Origin of the sequence: Flavobacterium sp. (genome assembly GCF_013822155.1) — a bacterium.
GTDB lineage: Bacteria > Bacteroidota > Bacteroidia > Flavobacteriales > Flavobacteriaceae > Flavobacterium.
Genome location: NZ_PNJW01000035.1, coordinates 1 through 25,633, shown reverse-complemented (window position 1 = coordinate 25,633; position 25,633 = coordinate 1). Strand labels below are relative to the sequence as shown.

Below are 25,633 nucleotides of genomic sequence, written 5' to 3'. Positions count from 1 at the left end.
AAAACTTACTTTCTACTTATTGTTTAATCACTTTGATTGTTTTGCTTGCATTTGCAGAGCTCGTTTTTACAAAATATACTCCACTGCTTAAAGAAGATAAATCAATTTTAGTGATTGTATTTATTGCTTTTTCAGTCAAAATTTGTTGACCGCTTACGTTGTATACTTGCACGTTGCTGATTAGTTCTTTTGAAGAAATATTCAGTATGTCTTTCACCGGGTTTGGATAAACGCTTACAGTATTGTTAAGAGCAACCTCATTGACCCCTAAGCCATCAGGCAGTTGCAAACGGAAGGTAAATGTATCACCCCATTCACCAACGGTAGGATCATAACCCCACCCTACTATGTATTTTCCATTTTCAGATATATTGTTAGGAATATAAACAGGACTATTACCCATGGTGTACCCTAAGGTTTCCGTGATATAGTTGTTTAAGTTTTGTAAACCCTCTGTAGGAGTCCAAATAAATGGAACTTGAGGATCCCAAAAACCATTGTCAAACCATCCGATTACTACACTACCATCGTTGTTGATGGCAGAAACTCTTCCTGCACCACCAAGGGTTCCTAAATTAATAACACCGGTAGCTTCACTCCAAATCCAAGGTTCGTCAGCATTTGCATAGTCACCATATCCTCCAATCCAGTTACCGTCTCCGGAAACGGCAGAACATTCACCAATTTGATTGTACTCATCTGTTGGGTCTCCAGCAGGGTCGATTAAAATATACTCGTTCGGGAAATAACCACCTTCAGGATTTTTACGCCATACAGCCGACTTCCAAGGTCCATTAAAATCTTGGTAACCAACCACAACTGAAGCATCGTTATTTACGGCATTTGCTCTGGAACTTCTATTTATAGAGGCATGTAAACTTCCTAAATCCATTAAACCTTCCGTTGCAGACCATGCCACTGCATGAGCATAAGGCGATGTTCCGTTACCGTTAGAAGGATTTGCCCAAGAATTTCCTACTACGGTTAAACCGTCACCGGAAATGTTGAATCCACCACTGGTTGTTCCGTCCACTTGAAAACCAAGACTTCCTAAATCAGTCCATTGATCATTTTCAACGCTATATCTCGCCATTTGAGCAACTGGCGTGGAAGAAATTAAGGATTTTTTATAAAAATTTCCTTGCGAACCACACACTTGAATACTTGTCGGAGTTACTGCAATTTCGTATAAAGCAGGGTCACCATTAAAAATAGCCTGATTTCCCCATGTCCACGTTGAACCTGCATCAAAAGATTCGAAAATCACATCAGGTGTTCCTACTAAAATAAGATGATCATTATTTTCCCATGCAATGTCTCTCCAAAGTACACCATCAGTTACACCAGGTACAATCGGCGAAGAAGTCCAAGTTGCTCCACCATCAGTAGTTTTAATTATATTCGTTTCAGCTGTTGCAATTCCTATCATCGAATTAAAAAATCTTATTCCTAAAAGCAATGCATTTGAATCAGCATAAACTGTTGTCCAAGTAGCCCCAAAATCAATTGATTTTTGAATATCCCCTCCATTAGTTACCAGGAAGTATATTCCATCACCAACATAATCAATTTTATAAGGAATGGCAGCTAACCCGCTAGCGGCCGTCCAAGTTTGACCACCATCAGCCGTTAGATAAACAGCAGCTCCATCTTCTAACTGTGCACCAACAACTCCATTTAAATCATCAGCAAATTCGATGGCCGTGTACTTATATACATTGTCAGTTCCGCCAGGATTTAATTCTGTCCAATCCCAGCCTGCATTTTCAGTTTTAGCGAAGTAGTGATTAAAACCACCCACATATCCCGTTCCAAAAGTTGGAAAACTCATGGCTTCCAAACCTCTTTGTTGGTCATCAACCCACATGGCTCCCCATGTTTGTCCGCCGTTTGTAGTTCGTAAAACAATGCCGTTACCGTTATAAGTTAGTGATTGTCCCACTGCATAGCCGAATAAATCTTGAGACTCCGGGAATTCAATACCTCTAAAAATATAATTGTAATCGGTTAGAATGTTTCGTTGCCAATCTGTCGATATAGGCATATCAATCATATTGGTTCCGGAAAGAAAGTTGCCATCATTTGAAAACTCTGCTGAACCTCCAACGCCATTACCTGGAGCTACTCCACCGATGTATTGTGTTGTATTTGCATCTGGATTCCAAATAATATAAGGACCGGTTTGCGATTCATATCCGGAAACTGTCCCTATGTTTGAAACTCCGGTAGTTTCAAAAAATGATTCTTTAACCAAAAACTGGCCAAATAAATTAGTTGCATTTAAAGAAAATGCAAAAAAAGCAAATAAAGTAATTTTTCTCATGTTGTTTATTTTTTGACAAGGCTAAAATATTGCTTTACACAATATAAAAAAAAAGAAGTCTTTTAAAATTCATGAATTTTGAAAGTAAAAATAACTTTTAAAATATTGAATTATAATTATTTACAACAAAAACAGTTCGTATTTAAAACGGTCGTCAGGAAGACTGTTTTTCCATGTTAAATTTATCTGTTTTGAGTTTTTTATACTTCTTTTTATAGCTGAAATATTCAAAAAAGCAGAGGCCTATCAGTAAAACTATTAAACTGATAAGCGGAATTCTATAATATAAAGCAGAGGCTTTTTGCTGTTCGATTTTAATCGAAGCTTCTTTATCATCCTGAACAATTAATTGGTTAATTGTTTTTGTTTCCGCATCGTGTGTTTTATTTTTAATTTCATTGTATTTCAAGACATACTTATGATACAATTCATGGTTGTTCACGGCGAGGTAATTGTCGGCTAACCCTTTGTAGATTCCTTCATTTAGAACAAGGTCTCCCACCTTTTCAGCAATTTTTAAAGCATCAGTCAGCTGTTTAATGGCCAGCGAATAATTTCCTTCACTAGTATGTACTTCTGCCAAACCTTTATAGGCAAATGCTTCCAGACTATTGGCTTCAATTTTTTTTGAAAAATCAATCGCTTGGTTAAAACTGATTTTCGCAGAATCTATTTGATTGGAAGCAATGAAGCAATTTCCTTTGTTATATGAAATGATACTCAAATTAGCATTCATAAGAGGTGCTTTGAGGTTTCTTTTGAAATAATAGAGTGATTTATTGAAATAATTCTGAGCAATATCACAGCTCATTTGTTCTCTGTAAATAAAGCCTCTTCCGGCATAATTAAATCCGATTAATTTATCGAAATTCTCTTTCTGTTTAGAATCCGTAGCAATTTGCAGGGCTTTATCGAGATAAAGAAGGGCATTATCATACATTTTTAACTGTTGGTACTGAAGCCCGATTCTATTGTAGACTCTAACTTTAAACGCATCATCATTAATTTGAGGAAGCACATTTAATGCTTTTGTGGCATATGAAAGTGACTTTTCATAATTGCGTTTAGAAGAATATGCTGTTGAAATTAGCAATAGTGCTTCGATTTCAAATTCGTCAGTACACTCTTTAGCATTGAGTATTTTTATACCTATATTGATGGCTTTATTAGGGTTTTCATAGAGTTCAAAATTGCCAACATTCAATAAACTGTCAATGCTTGTTTGAGCAAGACATGGTTGAACCATCGCTGTTGTAAAAAACAACACTAAACCAAGTTTTATTGAGATAGCTATTTTCATTTATTTAGGCAGCACTGCTTTTATTGTTTTCATTTCTGTCTTTCATTAAAAATTGAATAAAAACATTGGGTTTAATTCCGGTAGAGTTTTTAAATACGGTTGAAAAGCTACTGTGAGATGAAAAGCCACATTCATCAGCTAAATAACTTACTTTATAATTCAAATACATCGGATTGGTTTTGAGTTTTGAAACGATGTAATTGATTCTCAATTCATTAATATAGACATTGAAATTTTTTCCTTTATATTTATTAATTACTTCCGAGAGGTATTTTGTGTTGGTATCCAATTGTGAGGCTAAAAGAGCTAACGACATGTCTTTGTTTAAAAACTTTTCTCCTGTTTCAAACTTGGTTAATTTTGTTAGCAGAAGCTCTTCGATTTCCTTTGGTTTAGGAATACTCTTTAACAATACTCTTTCATTGGTTTCTATTTTAGTTTCAGAATTATGGATAAGTTTTAAATAGCTGATAATGTCAGTCATGTATTGAATTCTGGTTGCAAAAAGCCATTTCATAAAGAGCCATCCCAATAGCAAAACTGAGGCAATAGAGGCTAAAATCCAATTTATATTGTTTTGGATGGATTTCGCTTTGTCTATTTTTTCTTCATTTACTTTGTGCAATTGCTCTATTACATAATTTGTAGCTAAGGTCAATTCTGTAGAAACATTACTGCCAGCAGTCATTGCTTTTTGATTGAATTCTCGGTATTTAATTATATTATCCGTGACTAAATAGTTTTCGGATAGCTTTTTATATATAGATTCTTGAAAATAATCATTTGAAAACAACTTCCCTTTCTCAATAGCCAGGTTTAATTGTTCAATTGCATTTTGATACTCTTTTTTAGCAAAGAAATAGTTGCTGAAATGCAAGGCCGTAATCATTTCCCAGTAGTTCCCTACATTATTTTCTTTGTTGTTATCGATACTTTTTTGAAAATAAACCAAGGCGGAATCAAATTTTGATTGGCTAAGGTATTCCGTGGCAAGTTGAGTTTGAATCGTTCCTTTAGATAAAAAAGAATAGTTAAATTCATTAGTAAGATTACTATCCGTCCTTTTATGTTTATTATCAGGAGTGTTGAAATATAAATATGTTTTTACTCTTTCCGTTAATTTTTTATCTTTTTGAGCTACCTTTTTGGCATTCTCAATTTGTTGATTAGCCACTTCATAAAGTCCTAAAAAATTATATATTTCTGAGGAAAACAAAAGAGATTCAATATAAATATCTTTTTCAGAGGATTGTTCTGCCTGTTGATTTGCTAAAAGGATATTTTCAGCTGCAAGCATAAATTTTCCGGAAGTGAAATAGCTTTTAGAAAGTAATAAATAGGCTTGAGCTAATTCATTTGGTGTGGTTGAATTATGAACAATATGGTTCGTGATTTTTAAACATTGTTCCGGATTTCTGAACAAAGCTTCTTCCGATTTTTGAAAAAGAACACCTACTTCTTCATTTTTTTGAGAAAATAAAAAAGTAATATTACTAAAAAAAAGCAGTAAAAAGAGAAGTTTTTTATGCATTCCCATTAATATTATACACAAAAATAATTTATTTTGGTTTATAAAACAGTTAATGAGGGAGGCAATCATCAGGAAAACAAAAAAACGAACAAATCTTGTGAATAATGTTTAATTCATCACTCTTGAAAAATCATAACTGAATTGCTTCTTTTTTGGCAATTTCAAATTCGTCAATAATGATCTCGATGATTTCTTTTACGGGTTTGATTTCGTGAATCAGTCCGGCAATTTGACCGATTTCCAGTTCCCCTTCGACGAGGTCGCCTTCAAACATGCCACGTTTAGCTCTGGCTCTTCCTAATAGTTGTTTGAGTTCTTCGGTTGAAGGACATTTGGTATATAATTCCTGTATGTCTTGGTAGAATTTGTTTTTGATTAAACGTACGGGAGCCAATTCTTTTAATGTTACTTGGGTATCACCTTCTTTCGTTTCGAGAATAGTTTGTTTAAAATCAGTATGGGCCGAACTTTCTGTGGAAGCAGCAAAACGACTTCCTATTTGAACGCCGTCTGCTCCAAGAATCATTACGGCGAGCATGCCACGACCGGTGGCAATTCCGCCGGCGGCAATAAGTGGAATTTGAATTTGTTCTTTCACCATTGGAATCAAAGTCAACGTAGTGGTTTCTTCCCGTCCGTTGTGCCCTCCGGCTTCAAAGCCTTCGGCAACTACAGCATCTACCCCAGCCTCTTGGGCTTTCAAGGCAAACTTAGAACTACTGACCACATGAACAACAGTGATTCCTTTTTCTTTTAAAAAAGAAGTCCACGTTTTTGGGTTTCCGGCTGAAGTGAAGACTATTTTTACACCTTCTTCGACAATAATCTCCATGATTTCCTCGATGTTGGGATACAACATAGGTACATTTACTCCAAAAGGTTTTGAGGTTACTTTTTTACATTTTTGGATGTGTTCCCGCAGTACTTCCGGATACATGGAACCCGCTCCGATGAGTCCGAGTCCACCGGCATTACTGACAGCACTTGCTAATTTGTATCCGCTATTCCAAATCATTCCGCCTTGAATGATTGGGTATTGTATGTTGAAAAGTTGAGTAATTTTGTTCATATTAACTCTGTGCCGGTCTCGTTTTACTTTTTGATTAGTTTACCGCTGAAGGTATTGTTTCCTGCTGTGATTTGATAAAAATAAATTCCGGAAGCCACCTCAGTCACATCGATTGTTTGATGACCTGAAACCGAAAATGTTTTTATTTTTTGACCCAGCATTGAAAATAATTCCATTTGAGCCTTTTCAAACTTGTTAGCTAAGACAATTGAAATTTCATCTTGAAACGGATTTGGGTAGACCACAAAAGGAGTAGTTTCAAAATCGTTTACGGCTAAAGCATTAATTAAGGCCGCATTGAAATTCGGAATTCCATACCCTAATTGAGCAGTTGGATTTTGGTAAAGATGAGCAGATTCTTTGACCAATTGAATAAGTTCTGCATTGGTTTTAGTTGGTAATGCTTGCCATAAACAGGCTACCATTCCGGCTGTAATTGGTCCGGAGAAAGAAGTTCCGTTTGCATTAGCTATCGATCCATTTGACGTTGCAACCGTAGAAGAAACTCCTTGAGCGTCTACATCGGGTTTTACTCGTCCATCCGAAGAAGGACCGATAGAACTAAACGAAGCATAAACTCCGGAGGCATTCACGGCACCAACGGTTAAGGTATTAATTGCATCTGCAGGTGTAGAAATATATAGCCATGAACTGTTGCCTGAATTTCCGGCGGAGGAAACACAAATCATTCCTCGTGAAAAAGCTAAATCAGCACCCCGAGCAATGAAAGTGGTAATTCCATTCATGTCGGCATACGAATAATTATAAGCCGGATTATCAAAAGTAGAATAGCCCAAAGACGTGTTGATTACATCAACGCCTAAACTGTCTGCTAATTCTGCAGCTTCCACCCAAAGGGATTCTTCCAAGGGGTTTTCATAGGTGTTGGCTTCGGTTTTAAATAAATAGTAGGCTGCATCTGGAGCGGTACCTACTAACTCAGCTTCTTTATATCCTCCCATGGTGGAAAGCACCATAGTTCCGTGAGTTCCACCGTCATAAACATCTTCATCACGGTCGACAAAATCATAACCGCCTAAAATGAGGTTATTGTCCCGTAAACGTTGAAAAGGTTGTGTAGTGTTTACACCCGGAAAACCATTATCCATTACCGCTATTATTTTACCGTTACCGGTAAAATTTTGTTGGTGAAGTAAATCGCCTCCTAACATTTGAACTTGATTAAATGAACCTCCGTAAGAAAAATCAACCTGAATGTCGAGGTTTTTAGTTACTGTTGCCTCTTTATTGGTGCTAGCCATGCGTCCACTTTGATTCAAGGTTGGATTAGCAAACTGAATTGAACTAACAAACGGTAGAGAACTTAATGCTTCAATTGCTCCTTGAGTGCCTCTTATGTGCAAACAATTCATCCACTTGGATTGGGCCATAATTGTGATGCCGGGTTGAGCAGCAATTTGTGTTTTATAGGATTCTGCAATGGGAACATCCAACAAATCCAATGCAATGTTTTGGGTAGTTCTTCTGTCTAAGGCTCGTTGAGAAAGCATTTCCAAGGGGTTTTGCAAAAAGAAATCGGCATCTGGTTTATTGGTAAAATAAACCCAAGCATCTTCTTGCGAAATCGCGGAAAAAGAGCAAAACAATAATAATAAAAAGTAGCTTTTTTTCATAGCTTGTTGATTATAAGTGTACCAATTTACGAAATTACTCCGGAACCAACTAATTCATCTTTTATATACCAAGCGGCAAATTGTCCGGCAGTGATGGCCGATTGAGGTTCTTCAAATTCCATATAAAGTCCACTGTCAAATTGATAAATAGTTGCTTTTTGAAGAGCTTGACGGTACCTGATTCGTGCTAAAACTTCCATTTTTTCGCCGTTTTTTAATCGTAAATCCTCGCGAACCCAATGGATTTCATTTGGTTCAATTTTTAATGCTTTTCGGAATAAACCAGGATGGTTGTGTGCTTGTCCGGTATAGATTGTATTTGATTCTACATCGGTAGCGATGATAAATAATCCTTCTTTGGTTCCTCCCACGTTTAAGCCTTTCCGTTGGCCAATTGTGAAATAATGAGCTCCTTGGTGTTTTCCCACTACTTTACCCATGGTAGGCAAATAATGTAATGGCTCTGCTTCAAATTCAAGTTGGTCTTCTGCATCAGCGAAGGTGGGTTGTTCCAGCTTATATATGGAGTCATTTACATCTATTTCGATGATATTTCCTTCTTTAGGTTTCAATTGTTGTTGCAGGAAATCCGGTAAACGTACTTTTCCGATGAAACATAACCCTTGCGAATCTTTTTTCTCTGCGGTAATTAAATCAAGCTGAGCTGCAATTTCACGAACCTGTGGTTTTGTCAGTTCGCCAATTGGAAATAATGATTTAGCCAATTGTTCTTGAGACAATTGACATAAAAAGTAAGATTGATCTTTGTTATCGTCTACTCCGGCAAGCAATTGATAGATTTCTTTTCCGTCTTTTTCAATTATAGCTTTACGGCAGTAATGACCTGTTGCAACAAAATCAGCCCCTAAAGAGAGGGCGATTTTCATGAACACATCAAATTTAATTTCTCGATTACAAAGCACATCGGGATTTGGTGTACGACCATTTTCATATTCTTTGAACATATAGTCTACAATACGTTCTTTATATTCTTCGCTTAAATCAACGGTTTGAAAAGGTATACCGAGTTTCTCGGCAACCAAAAGAGCATCGTTAGAATCTTCCAACCAAGGACATTCATTAGAAATGGTCACGGAATCATCGTGCCAGTTTTTCATAAACAAACCGATGACTTCATAGCCTTGTTCTTTCAACAAATAGGCTGCTACACTGGAATCTACTCCGCCGGATAAACCAACTATAACTCTTTTCATACACATTAAAATAGAAGGCAAAGGTATTATTTACACTTATATTTTTTTAATTCTTTAACTTTTCTTTGGTTTGAGGGTTTTTACTTTTTGGTCTGGCTCGTTTATGTTCGCTTCGGTTTTCTGTTTTTACCAATTTTCCTTTTTCATAAAATTTCCATTTTCCAACGGATTTGCCATTTTTATATTGACCTGTTGAATATTTATCGCCGGCAGCTTCTCTAAAAATTGCGGGCCCGTCATATTCATTGTTTTTATAATTTGATTCTTCTAACACCACCCCATTCTCAGCTACTTTTTTATAAGGTCCTTCTTTTAAACCTTCTTTGTAATTTGATTCTTCAGCCAAAAGACCGGTGTTATAAAATACTTTTTTAGTACCGTGAAGTTTTCCCTTTTTATAGTTTTCTACATTCATAATCGTATCCGATTTTAAATGGTAAAATTTCCATTCGCCTTCGTATACTTTATTGACTAACTTTCCTTCGCTTACCTTAAATTTTCCATTGTAAAAAATGGTATAGCAAGACCCATCATTTGCAGTAAAATCACGAGTTGCAATGATTTTTTTTACTTTTGTGTTGTCATAAAAATTAAAAACACCTATTTCTTTTCCATGCTCAAACTGACCTTCGTATTTTGTGTACTTTGTGTCTTCATATACTCCTTTCCAAGGTCCGTGTTTGTTGCCTTTTTCATCCAATTGATTGAACTTTTCCTGAGCAAAAATTGTTGAGCTGATAAAAAAGATAATCATAACTATTTTTTTTGAAAACCGAATAACCATAGAATTAGTGTTTTTTTCTTTATTGTAAAACTAAACAAGTTCAAAAATAGTATATCAGAAGCTATATTATGATTGAAAATTCATAAATTTGAAGATATACCATTTACTACTCAAAGCTATGAAAAATTTTCTTCTTGTTCTATTTTGCTTTTTGTCCATTCTAATTTATGGCCAAGTAACCTTGAGAATTACATCTATTCCCGGAAATACTCCTGCCGGTGCTACTATTTATTTAGCAGGAAATATTAACTCTTGGAATCCTAGTGATAGTAATTCAATTATGCAACCGGACGGATTTGGAGCCTATCAACTCATCATTCCAGAGGGTAACGGAACGGTAGAGTTTAAGTTTACAAGGGGAAGTTGGTCTACCGTTGAAGGAAATGCAAGCGGAGGGTATCTGCCAAACAGAACTTTTTCCTTCATAGGTTCTCCACAAACTATAACGCTGTTTATTCAATCTTGGGAAGACCTAACCGGAGGAAACAATAGTACTGCCGCTTCAAATGTACAGATTTTGAGTCCAAACTTTTATATACCTCAATTGGATCGCAATAGAAGAATTTGGTTATATCTACCCCCTGATTATTTTTCATCAACCAAAAATTATCCGGTTTTATATATGAAAGACGGACAAAACCTATTTGACAACCTCACTTCATTCTCAGGCGAATGGCAAGTAGATGAAACATTAAACACCTTATTTGAACAAGGTGATTTTGGAGCTATCGTAGTTGGTATAGATAATGGAGGCAATGAACGTTTAAATGAATATTCACCTTGGGTTAACCCTGCCTATGGTGGTGGTCAAGGTGATGAATACATGCAATTTATAGCTGAAACATTGAAACCCTATATCGACGAAAATTTCAGGACACGGCCTGAACCGGAAATGAATGCTCTAATTGGAAGCTCGATGGGAGCATTCATTTCCACCTATGGTGCCTGTGAATTTCCTAATTCATTTAGAAAAATTGGTTCATTCAGTCCAGCATATTGGTTCGCTATGCCAGAACTGAACAACTATCTTAGCAGCACTCCAAATTTATTGAACCACCGTATCTATTTTGTAGCCGGACAAAATGAATCCTCATCCATGGTTCAAAACATTACAACTATAAGAACAACAATGCAAAATAATGGTCTGTCATCAGCTAACACCCTTACAAAGATTGATGCTTATGGCACCCATTCTGAAAACTATTGGCGTGGTGAATTTGGTGCAGCTTACCAATGGTTGTTTATGAATGAAAATTTGTCAATTGAAACACAGCAACTCAAAAAACCTGTTATCCTTCAAATTTTAAGCGGAAAAATATGGGTAGAAGGAATTGAGGAGAACACTTCGTTTGATTTTTATACAATGACAGGACAAAAAATTGCATCCATAAACATCATTAATGGAATAAACATATTACCGGATACCCTAAAAAAAGGTATTTATATTTTAAAGGCAAAGGAAATGGCTTTGAAAATTGTTGTCAATTAGCTACAATTTCACAATATTGTTTATTAAATTTTTGTTAAAGTTAAACAAAATATTCATTTTTATTTTTTTGTAAAAATCTTTCAAAATACCTGTAAAATAGAACTTATTGGTGTCTTTGAAAGATTTTTTTTGTCGCTATTCACTATTTTTTGTTTTATTTTTTTAAACATAAGTTAAACAATATTAAAAAATATTTTATATGTTTGTACCGAACAATTAAATCAATAAATATGAAAAAGTTTCAAAAATTTGCAATGATTGCCTTTTTGGCGATTGGAATGGTAGCTTGTAGCGATGACGATTCGACTCCTGCACCTCAAACTATTACGGATATTGCAGCAGCAAATCCAGATTTCAGTACTTTAGTTACAGCTTTAGAAAGAACAGGTCTTGATGCTGTGTTAGACGGAACAGGAGAATACACCGTATTTGCTCCAACTAATGCTGCCTTTACAACTTTTTTGAGTGGTGCAAACGTTAATGACGTACCAGTACCAGTTTTGACTCAAATTTTGTTAAATCATGTTGTGAGTGGTAAAGTATTATCAACACAATTATCTACTGGGTACATTCAAACTTTAGCTACATACAATGGAGTGGCAAATGGAAGCAATTTAGAAATGTATGTAAGCACAGCAAATGGAGTTCGCTTAAATGGAGTATCATCAGTTTCTTCAGCAGACATTTCAGCTTCAAACGGAGTTATTCATGTGGTTGATGCTGTAATTGGATTGCCAACAATTGTAACTTTTGCAACTGCAGATCCAAACTTCAGTGATTTAGTAGGTGCTTTGACATCAGCAGGTCAACCTGATTTTGTATCAATTTTATCCGGTGCAGGGCCATTTACAGTATTTGCACCCTCAAATGCTGCGTTTGATGCTTTAGATGCTGAACTTCCTGGTGTTGTAGGAACATTAACAACAGAACAATTAACTTCTGTGTTAACTTATCATGTTGCCAATGGTAATGTATTATCTTCATCGCTAACTAATGGTCAAGAAATCACAACTTTAGAATCAGGTCTTTTAGAAGTTAGTTTGGCCGGTGGTGCTAAGTTAATTGACGAAGCAGGAAGAACTACAAATATTGTTGCAGTAGATGTACAAGCAGCGAATGGTGTTATTCACGTTTTAGGTAATGTACTTATACCTTCTTTTGACTAAATAAAATTTGCTATGAAAAAGAAAAGCTCCGAAATTATTCGGAGCTTTTTTTTGTACTTTACTTTTTCAATTTCTTTTGTTTTTATATTTCTTTCATAATTTTCTGCATTTTACGTTGGAAACGATTCATGATTTTCTGTTTTATTATATTTTCTTGAATTTGAACGTGAATTTTCATTTCATCAATAACGCAGTTTTAAATCACTAACTTGATTTGAAAATATTTTATTGCTAGTTTTAACTCGTTACTTTTATTGAACGATTTTTAATAATGTGCATAAAGCCAATATGAAAAGGAATATAGAACGGAACTAGAAGACTTCATGTAAAAAATACTTAGTCAAGCAGAGTTTAACGATTTGCTTAAACTAACGATAAGAAAAATTAAATATCCCTAACGGGTAAATGCAAATTAATGTAAAAAAGAAAAGCTCCAAATAATTTCGGAGCTTTTCTTTGTACTTTACTTTTTCAAATTCTTTTGTTTTTCTGCTTCTTCCATCATTTCCTGCATTTTTCGTTGAAAACGATTCATAGTTTTCGGCTTTGTTTTATTTTCTTGAATTTGAGCATGAATTTTATTTTCATCAATAATGTAGTTTTTAATCACTAACATAATTCCAATGGTAATGGCATTCGATACAAAATAATACAAACTCAAACCGGAAGCGAAATTATTAAAGAAAAACAACATCATTAGAGGTGAAATATAAATCATGATTTTCATGATTTTACCCATATCCGGCATACCCTCTTGTGGTGGAGCACTCATCGCCTGATCTCCTGTTGTCATTTTCATATAAAAGAAAATAGCAATGGAAGCCAAAATTGGAAACAAACTCACGTGATTTCCATAAAAAGGAATGTAAAACGGTAAATTAATAACCGAATCGAACGAGGATAAGTCATTTGCCCACAAGAAACTTTTTTGTCTCAAATCTATTGCTGATGGAAAGAAACTGAACAAAGCATAAAACACCGGAATTTGCATCACCGCCGGTAAACAACCTGCCATCGGATTAACACCCGCTTTAGAATACAATTTCATTGTTTCCTGTTGCTTTTTCATCGGGTCTTTCGCAAATTTTGTTGTCAATTCTTGAATTTCCGGACGCAATACTTTCATTTTAGCTTGAGAAAGATAGGATTTATATGTAAAAGGCGACATGACTATACGAACAATAATTGTTAATACAATAATGGCAATTCCAAAAGGTAAAAATCCAATCAGAAAATCAAACGTAGGTATAAAAATATAACGGTTTATCCATCCGAACATTCCCCATCCTAATGGCACAATTTCATCTAAATTCTTATCATAAGCATTTAAAATATGATAATCAGCCGGACCATAATACCAATTCATATTATAGTTTACTTCCCCATTTTTAAAGGCTAATGGAACAGTAGCTTTGAATTGTTTGGTGAATAAAGTATCTTTTTCTTCGTCTTTTACTAAATTTTCAGAAACAACCACTGCTTTTTCAAAAGCTGTATCAGTCATCAAAACCGAAGTAAAAAAATGTTGTTTAAAAGCAATATAGGTAACATCAACCGGATCATCTGATTTTGATTCTCCTTGACCTAAATAATCATCTTTACCTCCTTCATATTCAAAAATAAGTTCAGTATAACGGTTTTCATACGATACACTTTTCTCATTTCGGTAAGTTTTGATACTCCAATCTAAATTCAATGGATTAGAGGTATTTAAAACTGTATTCAAACCTTGAGAACGTATAGCAAAATCAAGCATATATTCGTTTGGTTTCAACACATAACGATACTCCAAATATTGTGTATTCCCGGCTTTCAATCGAAGTGTTAATACTTGATTAGTTCCTTCTTTGGTTAAAACCGGTTCAAAAAATAAGTCTTTCGTATTTAAAGTGCGGTTATCATTGGTTTTTAATTCAATATTAAAATTGGCATTTCCGTCTTTAATAAGTTGAACTTTTTTACCGGAATCTTTCGTGAATTGCTCAAACTGTTTTATTTCCGCTTCAACGATATACCCACCTTTGTTGGCAATTTTTAAACGAACTAATTCATTTTCAATAGTTGTAAAAGCAGCTTTTGCAGAGGGAAGTGTAGCAGAATAAGCAAAAGAACCTAAACTGCTTTTTAACTGAGCCACCTGAACAGAATCAGAAACCGGTTTTTGAGTTTCAGGTTCAGTGTTAGAAACTACTTTTGTTGGTGTTGGATTTGCCTTGGCTTCTACTTGTTCCTGTTGAGCTTTTTTAACTTGTGCTGCAGCTTCTTTTTGTTGGCTGTTGTACATTACCCAAATTAGGATTACGAATATTAATCCGAAGCCAATGATGGAGTTAACGTCTAATTTTTTTTCTTCCATTTAAATTAATTGTTTCTAGTTCAATGTTTCAAATTAGTTTGAAACTGCTTTATGCTTAACCGCAGCTTCTACAAATCCAACAAAAATTGGATGAGGGTTTGCTACTGTACTTTTATATTCCGGATGGTATTGAACGCCAATAAAAAACGGATGGTTTTCGATTTCAACAATCTCAACTAAACCGGTTTCCGGATTGATACCACTTGCTTTTAATCCTGCATTTTCTAACTGATCACGATAACCACTATTGTATTCATAACGATGACGATGACGTTCTGCTATTTGGCTTTTGCCATAAATTTTGTGAGCCAATGAATTAGGTTCCAAGTTGCATTTCCAACTTCCTAATCGCATCGTTCCACCTTTATCAGTAATCGTTTTTTGTTCTTCCATCAAATCTATCACCGGATGTGAGGTTTGAGAATTCATTTCGGTTGAATTGGCATCAGTATATCCCAAAACCGTTCGAGCATATTCTATTACAGCCATCTGCATTCCTAAACAAATTCCGAAAAACGGAACATTATTCTCACGAACGTAACGAACTGTTTCTATTTTCCCCTCAATTCCACGTTCACCAAATCCGGGAGCTACTAAAATACCATCAAAATCTTTCAATTTTTCTGCCACATTTGTTTTATCAATATGCTCAGAATGAACGCTCACAATATTCACTTTCGTTTCATTTGCTGCCCCAGCATGAATAAAGGCTTCTAAAATTGATTTATACGAATCCTGTAACTCTACATATTTACCAACTAAACCAATATTTACAGTATGTTTTGGATTTTTTAATTTAAACAAAAAATCATTCCATTGCTTTAAATCTGGTGCTGCTTTTTCAGGCAAATTAAGCTTTTTCAACGCTACTTTATCCAAACCTTCTTCTAGCATCAAATTTGGAACATCATAAATGGTTGAGGCATCAATTGATTGAATAACTGCTTCTCGTTTAACATTGCAAAATAGAGCTAATTTTTGACGTAACTCATCTGATAATTCATGTTCAGTTCGACAAACCAAAATATCGGCTTGTATACCACTTTCCATCAATGTTTTAACAGAATGTTGCGTTGGTTTTGTTTTCAATTCACCGGCTGCCGCTAAATACGGTATTAAGGTTAAATGAATAACAATTGCATTTTCATGACCTAATTCCCATAACAATTGACGGACTGATTCAATATAAGGCAATGATTCAATATCACCCACAGTTCCACCAATTTCAGTAATTACAATGTCAAAATCGCCAGAATTGCCCAGCAATTGCATGCGTTCTTTAATTTCGTTGGTAATATGCGGTACAACTTGTACGGTCTTACCTAAAAACTCACCTCTTCGCTCCTTTTCAATCACAGAAAGATAAACTCTTCCGGTAGTTACATTATTTGCTTGTGATGTCGGTACGTTTAAAAAACGTTCGTAATGACCTAAATCCAAATCGGTTTCTGCTCCATCATCAGTAACATAACATTCTCCGTGTTCATAGGGATTTAACGTTCCCGGGTCTACATTGATGTAAGGGTCAAACTTTTGAATTGTCGTTCGATATCCTCTTGCCTGCAGCAATTTTGCCAACGAAGCCGCAATAATTCCTTTTCCCAAGGAAGAAGTCACGCCGCCGGTAACAAAAATATACTTTGTTTGATTCATTGTGTTGTTGTTTGTAGTTGTAGTTGTGTGTGTAAATCGAAATCGTTTACCTCAATTTAAAACGGGGCAAAAATACGATTATAATTTATCAAATTGAAAATTAATCGCAGTGAAAAATAAATTTTTAAAAGATAAAACGCAAAGTCAAACTATGGTTTTGGAAATTTTTTACGAATGGTTCGAACAAGTTCTTCTAATCCATTCAATTTGAGCTCATAAATCAATTGCAGTTGTTCTCCTAATGTTCCTTTTGGAAAACCTTTTGTGTGATACCATACCACATAATATTCAGGAAGGTCTATCAAATAATAACCTTCATACTTACCGAAAGGCATTTTAGTATGGGCTAATTTGATAAGAATTTTTTGTTGGTCGTCCATCAATGATGTATGTTGCCAGTTGTTGGTTAATAGGATGTCAGCCTTCTATTAATAGACAACAGATAATTATTTCCAATTAAAGGTAATTTCTTTTTCTATGTCAGGATGTAAACTCAATAGAACGGGACAAGTCATGGCAGCTCTTTCTAAAATGATTTTTGTTTTATCATCAGGAGCAATTGTCATGTTAAAAACAACTTCAATTTTGGCGATTTTTCTTGGTTCTGCTTGCATAATCTTTGTTACTTCGGCCGTAGAACCCGATAAATCAACGTTTAAATCTTTTGATTTTATTCCCATGATAGAAATCATACAAGTAGCTAATGAGTTGGCTACTAAATCAGTTGGCGAAAAAGCTTCTCCTTTACCGTGATTATCTTTAGGAGCATCTGATAAAATTTCTGTTCCCGATTGAAGATGAATGGAAGTTGTTCGTAATTCTCCTATATATGTTACTTTAGAAGTCATTATTCTGCTGTTTTTACGGTTAAATCTTCGTCGTAATACATTATGTAAACGCCTTTGTTTGTGTAACCCGATGCTAATTTTTTCTCATAATCAAATTTATTTTCAACCCCTTCCGTAGCCGTATTTTGAATGGTTTGTTCAAAACTTTCGGCTTGAGATAAACGCAACATTGTATCAAAAACTACATCAAAACCACGAATGGCATATTGATTTGGATTTACATTATTAATTTTTTTATAATTACTCGCAAAACGAATCGATTCAGGCGTTTCCTGGTATTTTGTTAAGGATGGAAAAATGATTTTTTGTTTTACAATTTTTTGGAATACTTCGTCTGATTCAAAAGTACTATTAATATCCAGCACAACCAATTCTACATTGAAACCATTAGTTCGAGCTGTATTGCATTGAGATATAGCACTAAATATCATTCCGGTGCTTGCTGTTTCTAAAATAAAATAGTTTGTTTTATTGCTTACCAATCTAGGCGTAATACTATCAGCTATGACTGTGCCGTTTTCATTAAGTGGAGCAATAAAAACATCGCGGTGACTGACTTCAATATATTGTTTTGAAGCCAATTTCTTTTTATCAATCAATGCAATCATATTTCCATTTTTTGCCCTTATGAAATCAAACATGGTATTTTTTACCAAATCACCAGGAGGCATGGATTGGAATAAATTTGAATATGATTTTGAAGTTTCTCTTAATGGAGAAATAACCGGCACGTTACTCGCGTTTAAAAGTTCGGCGGTTTGTTCTACATATTGTGGGTAGAATGGTCCAATGACTGCATCGGCATTTTCCAAGTTATTACTTCGGATAATTGATGAAATAGCCGAAGAACTTTTTGTTTCCTTAGAATCGATTATTTTCACATTGAAATTTAATCCTAATCGTTTTACCGAATCAATAGCCATCAAAGCCCCTGAATAAAAGTCTAATGTCATATTCAAAAAACCATCTCGTTTCAATCGATCCTGAGTGGACAATGTCGTATCACTTTCAATTGTCGAAATATTAAAAGGAAGTAATAATACCAATTCTTTCCTTCCTGAATTAGAAATTGACTTGGTTAAATCTTTAATTTCATTATTTTCTCCACTGTTCAAAGAAACATTAGCAGGAACTTTTATGACCATGCCTTCTCTTACGCCTTCTTTTAATTCAGGATTTAAAACGATTAATTCCTCCTGACTCATTCTAAACATTTTAGATAATCCAAATAGTGTTTCTTTTGGTTTAACTTCATATGTTAGGTAATTAACTGCTTTTGGTTTGGGTTCTACTTTAGTTCCATTATCATTTTTAGTAATTTTTCCGTTACCAATAATTAACTGTTGACCAATAGATAACCCACTTTTGACAGCCGGGTTCAACGTTTCTAAAATTTCTACCGTTGTATTATATTGTTTAGCTATGCTGTAAAGCGTTTCTTTAGGTTGTACCTCATGATAAAGAACTTGTTTCTGATTAATTTCAGCTACTGGGGCTTTTGCTTTTTGAGGTTTCAGTTGAATTAGTTGACCTATTTTTAATCCTTCTTTGACTTCAGGGTTTAATTTCTCTATCTCTTCCACAGACATATTATATTGCTTAGCAATTCCGAAAAGAGTTTCTTTCGGTTGCACTTCATGCGTTTTTGCGGAAGTTGTTTGATTTGTTACCAATAAAGTAGAAGGAATCAACAAGATGGCATTTTCTTGAATACCGTTTTGTGCATCAGGATTTAAACGATAAATGTCGTACGGAGTAACTTTATATTTTTGAGCAATTTGTGTAATCGTTTCCCCTTTTTGAACCGTATGTTTTTTAAAATTTGTCGGTTGTGCAAAAAGTGAATTTATGGCACACAAAAAAATAAAAGTAATTTTAAATACTGAATTCATAGATGTAGGTTCTGCTTTTTTAAACGCAGTTAATTGACTTTAATTGTTAAAACCTGACCGGCCTGTAAACCATTTTTTAATGCCTTTTCATTTTGATTGATGATATCATTAACCGTTACATTATATTTTTTTGCTAAACTGTATAACGTTTCTTTTGGAGCTACTTTATGTGTAATTATTTCACCTGATTTATATTTATTTTGTTCAATCGGTGCTTTTTCTTGTTTAGAAACAACTTCAACAGCTTTTTCTTTATTACCAACAATTGTGCCATCCGGAATTTTTAATTTTTGACCGGCTTGCAAACTGTTTTTCATTAAAATGGTATTGTTGTTTTTAATTTCATCTACCGTTACATTATACATTTTAGACAATCCATATAATGTTTCCCCTTTTTGAACAGTATGATAACCTCGATTGGTGACTTTTGCAGAAATAGGAACAACTGCAATTGGCTGTTCAGTTGACTTTACCGGTATAATTTCGGCAGAAACAGATTCAGGTTTTGCTTCATAATTTTCTGTGCTAATTTCAATTTCAGATGGTTTTTGAGGTGCATAAAATTGTAAAACCATGTCTTCTTTTATTCCATCAATAGCAAAACGATTGGCCCTGTAAATTTCTGCGGGGTCAACACCATACTTTTTAGAAATGTCTAAAACTGTTTCTCCGGGTGCAACTTTGTGATTAATTGCATTCATTCCGGGTTTAATAGCGGTTTGTGAAAAAGTGATTTGGGAGGCTAGCAAGAACATTGCAAAAAACAAAAACTTCTTCATTTTTAAATAACTTAAATTATTCCCACTCAATTGTTGCCGGTGGTTTTGAACTGATATCATAGACCACCCGATTAACGCCTTTTACTCTATTTATAATTTCATTTGAAATTTTCATTAAGAAATCATAAGGCAAATGTACCCAATCTGCAGTCATTCCATCAGTCGACTCAACGGCTCTTAGAGCAACTACTTTTTCATAAGTACGTTCATCACCCATTACCCCTACACTATTCACAGGAAGCAATATGGCTCCGGCTTGCCACACTTTATCATAAAGGCCGTGGGATTTTAAACCTTCGATAAAAATGGCATCAACTTCCTGCAATATACGAACTTTTTCTTTTGTGATATCACCTAAAATTCTGATAGATAATCCTGGCCCTGGGAAAGGGTGTCTTCCCAATAATTCGGGATCAATTCCTAGTGTTGCTCCTACTCTACGTACTTCATCTTTGAACAACATTCGTAATGGCTCAACAATTTTAAGCTTCATAAAATCCGGTAAACCGCCTACATTATGATGCGATTTAATTGTTGCTGAAGGTCCTTTTACGGAAACTGATTCAATAACATCAGGATAAATAGTGCCTTGAGCAAGCCATTTCACCTCTTCAATTCGATGAGCTTCATCATCAAAAACTTCTATAAAAACACGACCAATGGTTTTTCTTTTCAATTCAGGTTCTTCGATTCCTTCTAATTGGTCTAAAAAGCGGTCGGCAGCATCTACTCCTTTTACGTTTAAGCCCATTCCTTTATATTGGTCTAATACATTTTGGAATTCGTTTTTTCTTAACAAACCGTTATTCACAAAAATACAATAGAGATTTTTCCCAATGGCTTTGTGCAATAAAACTGCGGCCACAGTAGAATCTACTCCCCCTGAAAGACCTAAAACAACTTTGTCGTCTTTTATTTTTTCCTGTAATTCGGCTACAATTTCTTCAACAAATGCATTCGGAGTGAAATTTTGAGGAACTTCTGCAATTCTGACCAAGAAATTTTCTAACATTTGCTTTCCATCTGACGAATGATAAACTTCCGGATGAAACTGAATCGCATAGGTTTTTTCACCCTCTATTCGATAAGCCGCATTTTCAACATCTTTAGTGCTTGCCAAACGAACGCCGTTAGTTGGTAATTTTTTGATGGTATCGCTGTGACTCATCCAAACTTGACTATTCAGAGCAACTTCTTCAAAAAAGGGGTCGTGATCATCTACAAAACTCAAGTTAGCTCTGCCATATTCACGAATATTCGAAGGAGCTACTTCACCTCCATCAAAATGAGCTAAATATTGTGCACCGTAACAAACGGCTAATAATGGCATTTTACCACGAATTTGGGACAAATCAGGATGGGGTGCATCTTCAGCTCTAACTGAAAAAGGGCTTCCCGAAAGAATAGTTGCTTTAAAACTGGATAAGTCTTCAGGAACATGGTTGTAAGGAAAAATTTCGCAGAATATGTTTAATTCCCGAACTCTTCTCGCAATAAGTTGTGTGTATTGCGAACCGAAATCTAATATAAGTACGTTGTGTTGCATGGGCAAAAATAGGGATATTCTTGGAAAGTGAAAAACAGAAAAGAGGTTAAATTTAATAAAAATTCAACCTCTCATTGTTTTTGTATTGTGATTACTTAAATTCCGATTTCAATTTGGAAACGAACAAACCAATTATTTTTAACATCTCCGTTGAAATAGGAAAGTTCATCATACGTAACTTCTGTTTGAAGTTTAAAGGCATGTTCCCAAATATATTTAGTTAATCCTAATGTGTAGACTTTAGAATTTGGTGTAAACATATAAATATCATCATTTACTTTTTGATTCGAAAACCTGCCAATTACTTCCAGTTTATTTAAAAAAATGTAACTCAATTGATAATCCATGCCATGACCTACATAAACATAATTAAACTGAGTAGCATCATCGGGATTAACAGCAATTGGATCGTTTGAAGTTCTGTTCATATAAGCAGACATAAAAGCCCACCCATTATATTTAACCATCGCATCAACAAAAACAGATTCCATGGTTTTCTTTTCATACAATTCAGCCCCTAATTGTCCTTGTGTCAATCGGGCTTTTACATTTCTGTGAAAGACTCCGGAAAGCAATAATTTTGGTTTTTGTTCTCTAACTATGTCACCTTCAAAATTAGTTCCGTCTTTTGTAAATGCCCCTAATGGAAATAATTCAACTTTACCGGTTAAGGCAAATCCATCATCCGGGTTTTTAGTTACATTTCGACCATTACCGGTACTAACTGCTGTTTTTAAGTTATATGAAAATTTATCTTTCTTTTCATTTAAGAAAAAACCTTGCCAACCAAAATCACGGTCAATATTGAACCGGGCATTGTTTATTGATCGATCTGTTAATTCTAATGCTCCCGATGAATTGACACGCTGTCTGTTTCCAGGCAATTTAGTTTGTCCAAAAGCAACACTCCAATGTTTATTCGGTCTGTAAAACAATACCGCATCCCGAATAATATTAATATTTTCCCCGTCTTGAACAGGTCCAACATCTCCCGGAGCAAAGGACAATTGAATCGCATATAAAAATTTCGGATTTCCCACATAACCATCAAAACGCAAACGAAGGCGACGAATTTGGCCTTCAAACGCTTCTTCTCCCTCATCATCTTGCAAGTAAGTCATTCTGTTTTGCATTCTAAACCGAATGTTAAATTGAAAAATACTATCCGGTGAAGTAAGACCAAGTCCTCTACCGTAATTATAATAAGGTAACGAGGCTAATTTAATATCGTTATCTTTTGTGCTGAATTTTACATCCTGTGCGAAAGAACTCATGGATATAAAAAAAGCAATTAGTAGTAAAAATTTTTTCATAAAATATAGTTGTGTTTGTAGGACAAAAGTAATTTAATTTTTGTAATGTAAAAGTTTTGTTAAGGGATTGTTACCTTTGCAAAAAACATAAAAATGTCAAATATATATTTAGGGTATCATTTCACAGTAGAACCAAAAGAATTAGGTTGTGAAATTTTAGTTGCCGAGCTTGGCGAAAAACCTTTTGAAAGCTTTTTAGAAACAGAATTTGGCGTAACTGCCTATGTACAAAAAGACCTTTGGACTCCAACAATTTTAGACGACATCTACCTATTGACTTCACCGGAATTTACAATTTCCTACACTGTGGAAGAAATTGAGCAAGTGAATTGGAACGAGGAATGGGAAAAGAATTTTGATCCTATTGATGTGGATGGAAAATGCCACGTAAGAGCACCATTTCACCCAAAAACTGATGCTGAATTTGATATTGTAATTGAGCCTAAAATGAGTTTTGGAACCGGTCATCATGAAACAACTCACATGATGATTCAACATTTGCTGGAAACAGATTTAGTAAATAAAAAAACACTCGATATGGGTTGCGGAACTGCTATTTTAGCCATTCTAGCTGAAATGAAAGGAGCAAAACCTATTGACGCAATTGATATTGATAATTGGTGTTACTTAAACTCTATTGAAAATGCAGAGCGGAATAACTGTTCTCATGTATCCGTTTTTGAAGGAGATGCTGCCTTATTGAAGGGTAAAAAATATGATGTAATTATTGCTAATATCAATCGAAATATTCTTTTAAACGATATTCCTTTATATGCTAGTTGTTTAAATGCTAAAGGTTTATTATTTTTGAGTGGTTTTTATAATGAAGATATACCTGCCATTGACGCATGTTGTTCAAAATTTGATTTAAAATTAGAAAAAACCATTGAACGTAATAATTGGGTTAGTTTAAAATATTTGCTTTAATTAGAATTAGATAGTAGTTATATGAATACAATTGAAAAAGTAAAAGAAGAAGTATTAGTAGAAGAGCTCATTGTTATAAATAATGAGATTCTTTTGTATAATGATGATGTAAACACTTTTGATCATGTAATAGACACCTTGATTCGTGTTTGCAATCATACTAGTGAACAAGCGGAACAATGTGCCATTTTAGTTCACTACAAAGGAAAATGTACGGTTAAAACCGGGGCATTTGACGAATTAAAACCGCAATGTACCCAATTGTTAGAAGCAGGTTTAAGTGCGGAAATAATTTAATCTTTACACTTTTTGGAACAATACGGAAAAATACTTGTTATCGCTATGCCTATTTTTCTTTTACTCATCGTAATTGAAAAAATATATGGTTATTCAAAGGGTAATGATACGGCTCCACTGATGGATACTGTATCGAGTTTGAATTCCGGAATTACCAATTCAGTAAAAGATGTTTTAGGAATCAGTATTTCGATACTTTCCTATGAATGGATGGTTTCAAACCTTGCATTATTGACAATGAAAAATTCGGTCATAATTTATATTATTGCCTTTTTTGTGATTGATTTTTATGGGTATTGGACACACCGTTGGGCACATCAAATCAATATATTTTGGAATAAACATGCCATTCACCACAGTAGCGAAGAATTTAATTTATCCTGTGCTTTGCGACAATCTATTTCTTCCTTTGTCAATTTATTTACCTTTTTATTACTTCCCGCGGCCATTTTAGGAGTGCCTGCCATGGTGATTTCCATAGTTCTTCCTTTGCATTTGTTTTTGCAGTTTTGGTATCATACCAGACATATCGGGAAATTAGGAATACTGGAAAAAATAATTGTCACACCATCTCATCATCGGGTACATCATGCAATAAACAAAGAATATTTAGATAAAAATCACGGACAAATTTTTATTTTTTGGGATAAATGGTTTGGAACTTTTCAAGAAGAATTAGCCGCTGTTCCTCCGGTTTATGGAATTACAAGACCGGCACAAACTTGGAACCCAATCAAAATTAACTTTCAACACCTTTGGTTACTTTGTAAAGATGCTTGGCATGCCAAAAGTTGGAAAGACAAATTTAGAATTTGGTTTATGCCTACGGGTTGGAGACCGGAAGGATTTGAAGAAAAATATCCTATTGACAAAATTGAGAATGTTTATAATTTTGAAAAATACAATCCTACTCATTCCTTAAAATTAAGAAATTGGTCCATTATTCAACTGTTCATTACTTTGGGTTTTGTGAGTTATATGTTTGCAAATATTGCTACTATACCCTTACCAAATTTGTTTTTGTATGGTGCTTTTATTTTTCTGACAATTTATAGCACAACTGAATTAATGGACACCAATCCGAATGCGATGTTTTGGGAAGGTTTCAGAATTTTATTTGGAATTGGCATCATCATTTATTACCAAGATTGGTTCGGGCTTCTAGCAATTTCTGAATGGAGCAATTATATATTGATGATTTATTTTTTTATTTCCTTTTTCATCACGCTCTATTTTGTGAACAATGAATTTCCTGATGACTATTCGATGCAATATTCCAAATAAATGACTAAAAAAACAGCCCTTATTGTCTTTTTAATTTTTTCACTTCTTTATTTAGGACTCGTTTTAATTGAATTTGAAACTATTGCGTGGTGGTTAAAACCTTTTATAATTCCATTGCTCTCTATCTCTGTTTTTCTTTCAGGGAAAATGGAGTTTAAGCCTTTATTAATAAGTGCTTTATTTTTTTCTTGGATTGGAGATGTTGTATTATTATTTGCTAATCAAGGC

At 34.5% G+C, this 25,633-nt stretch carries 20 protein-coding genes and 1 pseudogene; 6 read left to right on the top strand and 15 right to left on the bottom strand.

Annotated features, from left to right (window positions below; translation table 11 throughout):
- Positions 1-16 precede the first annotated feature (16 nt).
- The 7 genes from C0512_RS09795 to C0512_RS09765 form a co-directional block, all read right to left on the bottom strand.
- Complete coding sequence (locus C0512_RS09795) at positions 17-2,323, bottom strand: T9SS type A sorting domain-containing protein (protein ID WP_290861051.1); 2,307 nt, start codon at positions 2,321-2,323, stop codon at positions 17-19.
- Between the two features lie 154 nt (positions 2,324-2,477).
- Positions 2,478-3,623: a hypothetical protein gene (locus C0512_RS09790; RefSeq protein WP_290861049.1), complete on the bottom strand. Its 1,146-nt coding sequence runs from the start codon at positions 3,621-3,623 to the stop codon at positions 2,478-2,480.
- 4 nt (positions 3,624-3,627) lie between these two features.
- Positions 3,628-5,154, bottom strand: a complete 1,527-nt coding sequence (locus C0512_RS09785) for an AraC family transcriptional regulator (protein WP_290861047.1) — start codon at positions 5,152-5,154, stop codon at positions 3,628-3,630.
- 130 nt (positions 5,155-5,284) lie between these two features.
- Positions 5,285-6,223, bottom strand: a complete 939-nt coding sequence (locus tag C0512_RS09780) for a nitronate monooxygenase (RefSeq protein ID WP_290861045.1) — start codon at positions 6,221-6,223, stop codon at positions 5,285-5,287.
- Between the two features lie 23 nt (positions 6,224-6,246).
- Entirely contained in the window at positions 6,247-7,857 is a 1,611-nt protein-coding gene (locus C0512_RS09775) for a S8 family serine peptidase (RefSeq protein ID WP_290861043.1), read from the bottom strand.
- A gap of 26 nt (positions 7,858-7,883) precedes the next feature.
- Positions 7,884-9,071, bottom strand: a complete 1,188-nt coding sequence (mnmA, locus tag C0512_RS09770) for a tRNA 2-thiouridine(34) synthase MnmA (protein ID WP_290861041.1) — start codon at positions 9,069-9,071, stop codon at positions 7,884-7,886.
- Between the two features lie 46 nt (positions 9,072-9,117).
- Entirely contained in the window at positions 9,118-9,825 is a 708-nt protein-coding gene (locus tag C0512_RS09765; RefSeq protein WP_290861039.1) for a hypothetical protein, read from the bottom strand.
- 148 nt (positions 9,826-9,973) lie between these two features.
- On the opposite strand from C0512_RS09765, the gene C0512_RS09760 reads away from it, so the two are divergent.
- Both C0512_RS09760 and C0512_RS09755 read left to right on the top strand, forming a co-directional pair.
- Positions 9,974-11,344 (top strand): alpha/beta hydrolase-fold protein, encoded by a 1,371-nt coding sequence (locus C0512_RS09760; RefSeq protein ID WP_290861037.1) that lies wholly within the window; start codon positions 9,974-9,976, stop codon positions 11,342-11,344.
- A gap of 230 nt (positions 11,345-11,574) precedes the next feature.
- Positions 11,575-12,510: a fasciclin domain-containing protein gene (locus tag C0512_RS09755; protein WP_290861035.1), complete on the top strand. Its 936-nt coding sequence runs from the start codon at positions 11,575-11,577 to the stop codon at positions 12,508-12,510.
- A 463-nt stretch (positions 12,511-12,973) separates the two neighbouring features.
- On the opposite strand, the gene yidC is transcribed toward C0512_RS09755, so the two are convergent.
- The 8 genes from yidC to C0512_RS09715 form a co-directional block, all read right to left on the bottom strand.
- Entirely contained in the window at positions 12,974-14,866 is a 1,893-nt protein-coding gene (gene yidC, locus C0512_RS09750; RefSeq protein WP_290861033.1) for a membrane protein insertase YidC, read from the bottom strand.
- A gap of 33 nt (positions 14,867-14,899) precedes the next feature.
- The gene (locus C0512_RS09745; protein ID WP_290861031.1) at positions 14,900-16,519 is read right to left on the bottom strand and encodes a CTP synthase; all 1,620 of its coding nucleotides are present in this window, start codon (positions 16,517-16,519) and stop codon (positions 14,900-14,902) included.
- Between the two features lie 149 nt (positions 16,520-16,668).
- Entirely contained in the window at positions 16,669-16,899 is a 231-nt protein-coding gene (locus C0512_RS09740; protein WP_290861029.1) for a DUF3820 family protein, read from the bottom strand.
- Between the two features lie 66 nt (positions 16,900-16,965).
- The gene (locus tag C0512_RS09735; protein ID WP_290861027.1) at positions 16,966-17,367 is read right to left on the bottom strand and encodes an OsmC family protein; all 402 of its coding nucleotides are present in this window, start codon (positions 17,365-17,367) and stop codon (positions 16,966-16,968) included.
- Entirely contained in the window at positions 17,367-19,259 is a 1,893-nt protein-coding gene (locus C0512_RS09730) for a LysM peptidoglycan-binding domain-containing protein (RefSeq protein ID WP_290861025.1), read from the bottom strand. The genes C0512_RS09735 and C0512_RS09730 overlap by 1 nt, the downstream gene beginning before the upstream one ends.
- A 29-nt stretch (positions 19,260-19,288) precedes the next feature.
- Positions 19,289-20,038, bottom strand: coding sequence for a LysM peptidoglycan-binding domain-containing protein (locus C0512_RS09725; protein WP_290861023.1), 750 nt, complete (start codon positions 20,036-20,038; stop codon positions 19,289-19,291).
- 16 nt (positions 20,039-20,054) lie between these two features.
- Positions 20,055-21,584 (bottom strand): glutamine-hydrolyzing GMP synthase, encoded by a 1,530-nt coding sequence (guaA, locus tag C0512_RS09720; protein WP_290861021.1) that lies wholly within the window; start codon positions 21,582-21,584, stop codon positions 20,055-20,057.
- 95 nt (positions 21,585-21,679) lie between these two features.
- Complete coding sequence (locus tag C0512_RS09715) at positions 21,680-22,897, bottom strand: porin (RefSeq protein ID WP_290861019.1); 1,218 nt, start codon at positions 22,895-22,897, stop codon at positions 21,680-21,682.
- A 93-nt stretch (positions 22,898-22,990) separates the two neighbouring features.
- Here C0512_RS09715 and prmA point away from each other — a divergent pair, with 93 nt between their 5' ends.
- The 4 genes and pseudogenes from prmA to C0512_RS09695 all read left to right on the top strand — a co-directional run.
- Positions 22,991-23,824, top strand: a complete 834-nt coding sequence (gene prmA, locus C0512_RS09710; RefSeq protein WP_290861017.1) for a 50S ribosomal protein L11 methyltransferase — start codon at positions 22,991-22,993, stop codon at positions 23,822-23,824.
- Between the two features lie 21 nt (positions 23,825-23,845).
- Entirely contained in the window at positions 23,846-24,121 is a 276-nt protein-coding gene (locus C0512_RS09705) for an ATP-dependent Clp protease adaptor ClpS (protein ID WP_290861015.1), read from the top strand.
- Positions 24,122-24,166: 45 nt separating this feature from the next.
- Positions 24,167-25,405, top strand: a complete 1,239-nt coding sequence (locus C0512_RS09700; RefSeq protein ID WP_367160826.1) for a sterol desaturase family protein — start codon at positions 24,167-24,169, stop codon at positions 25,403-25,405.
- Positions 25,406-25,633: pseudogene (locus C0512_RS09695) on the top strand (lysoplasmalogenase); the annotation flags it as partial.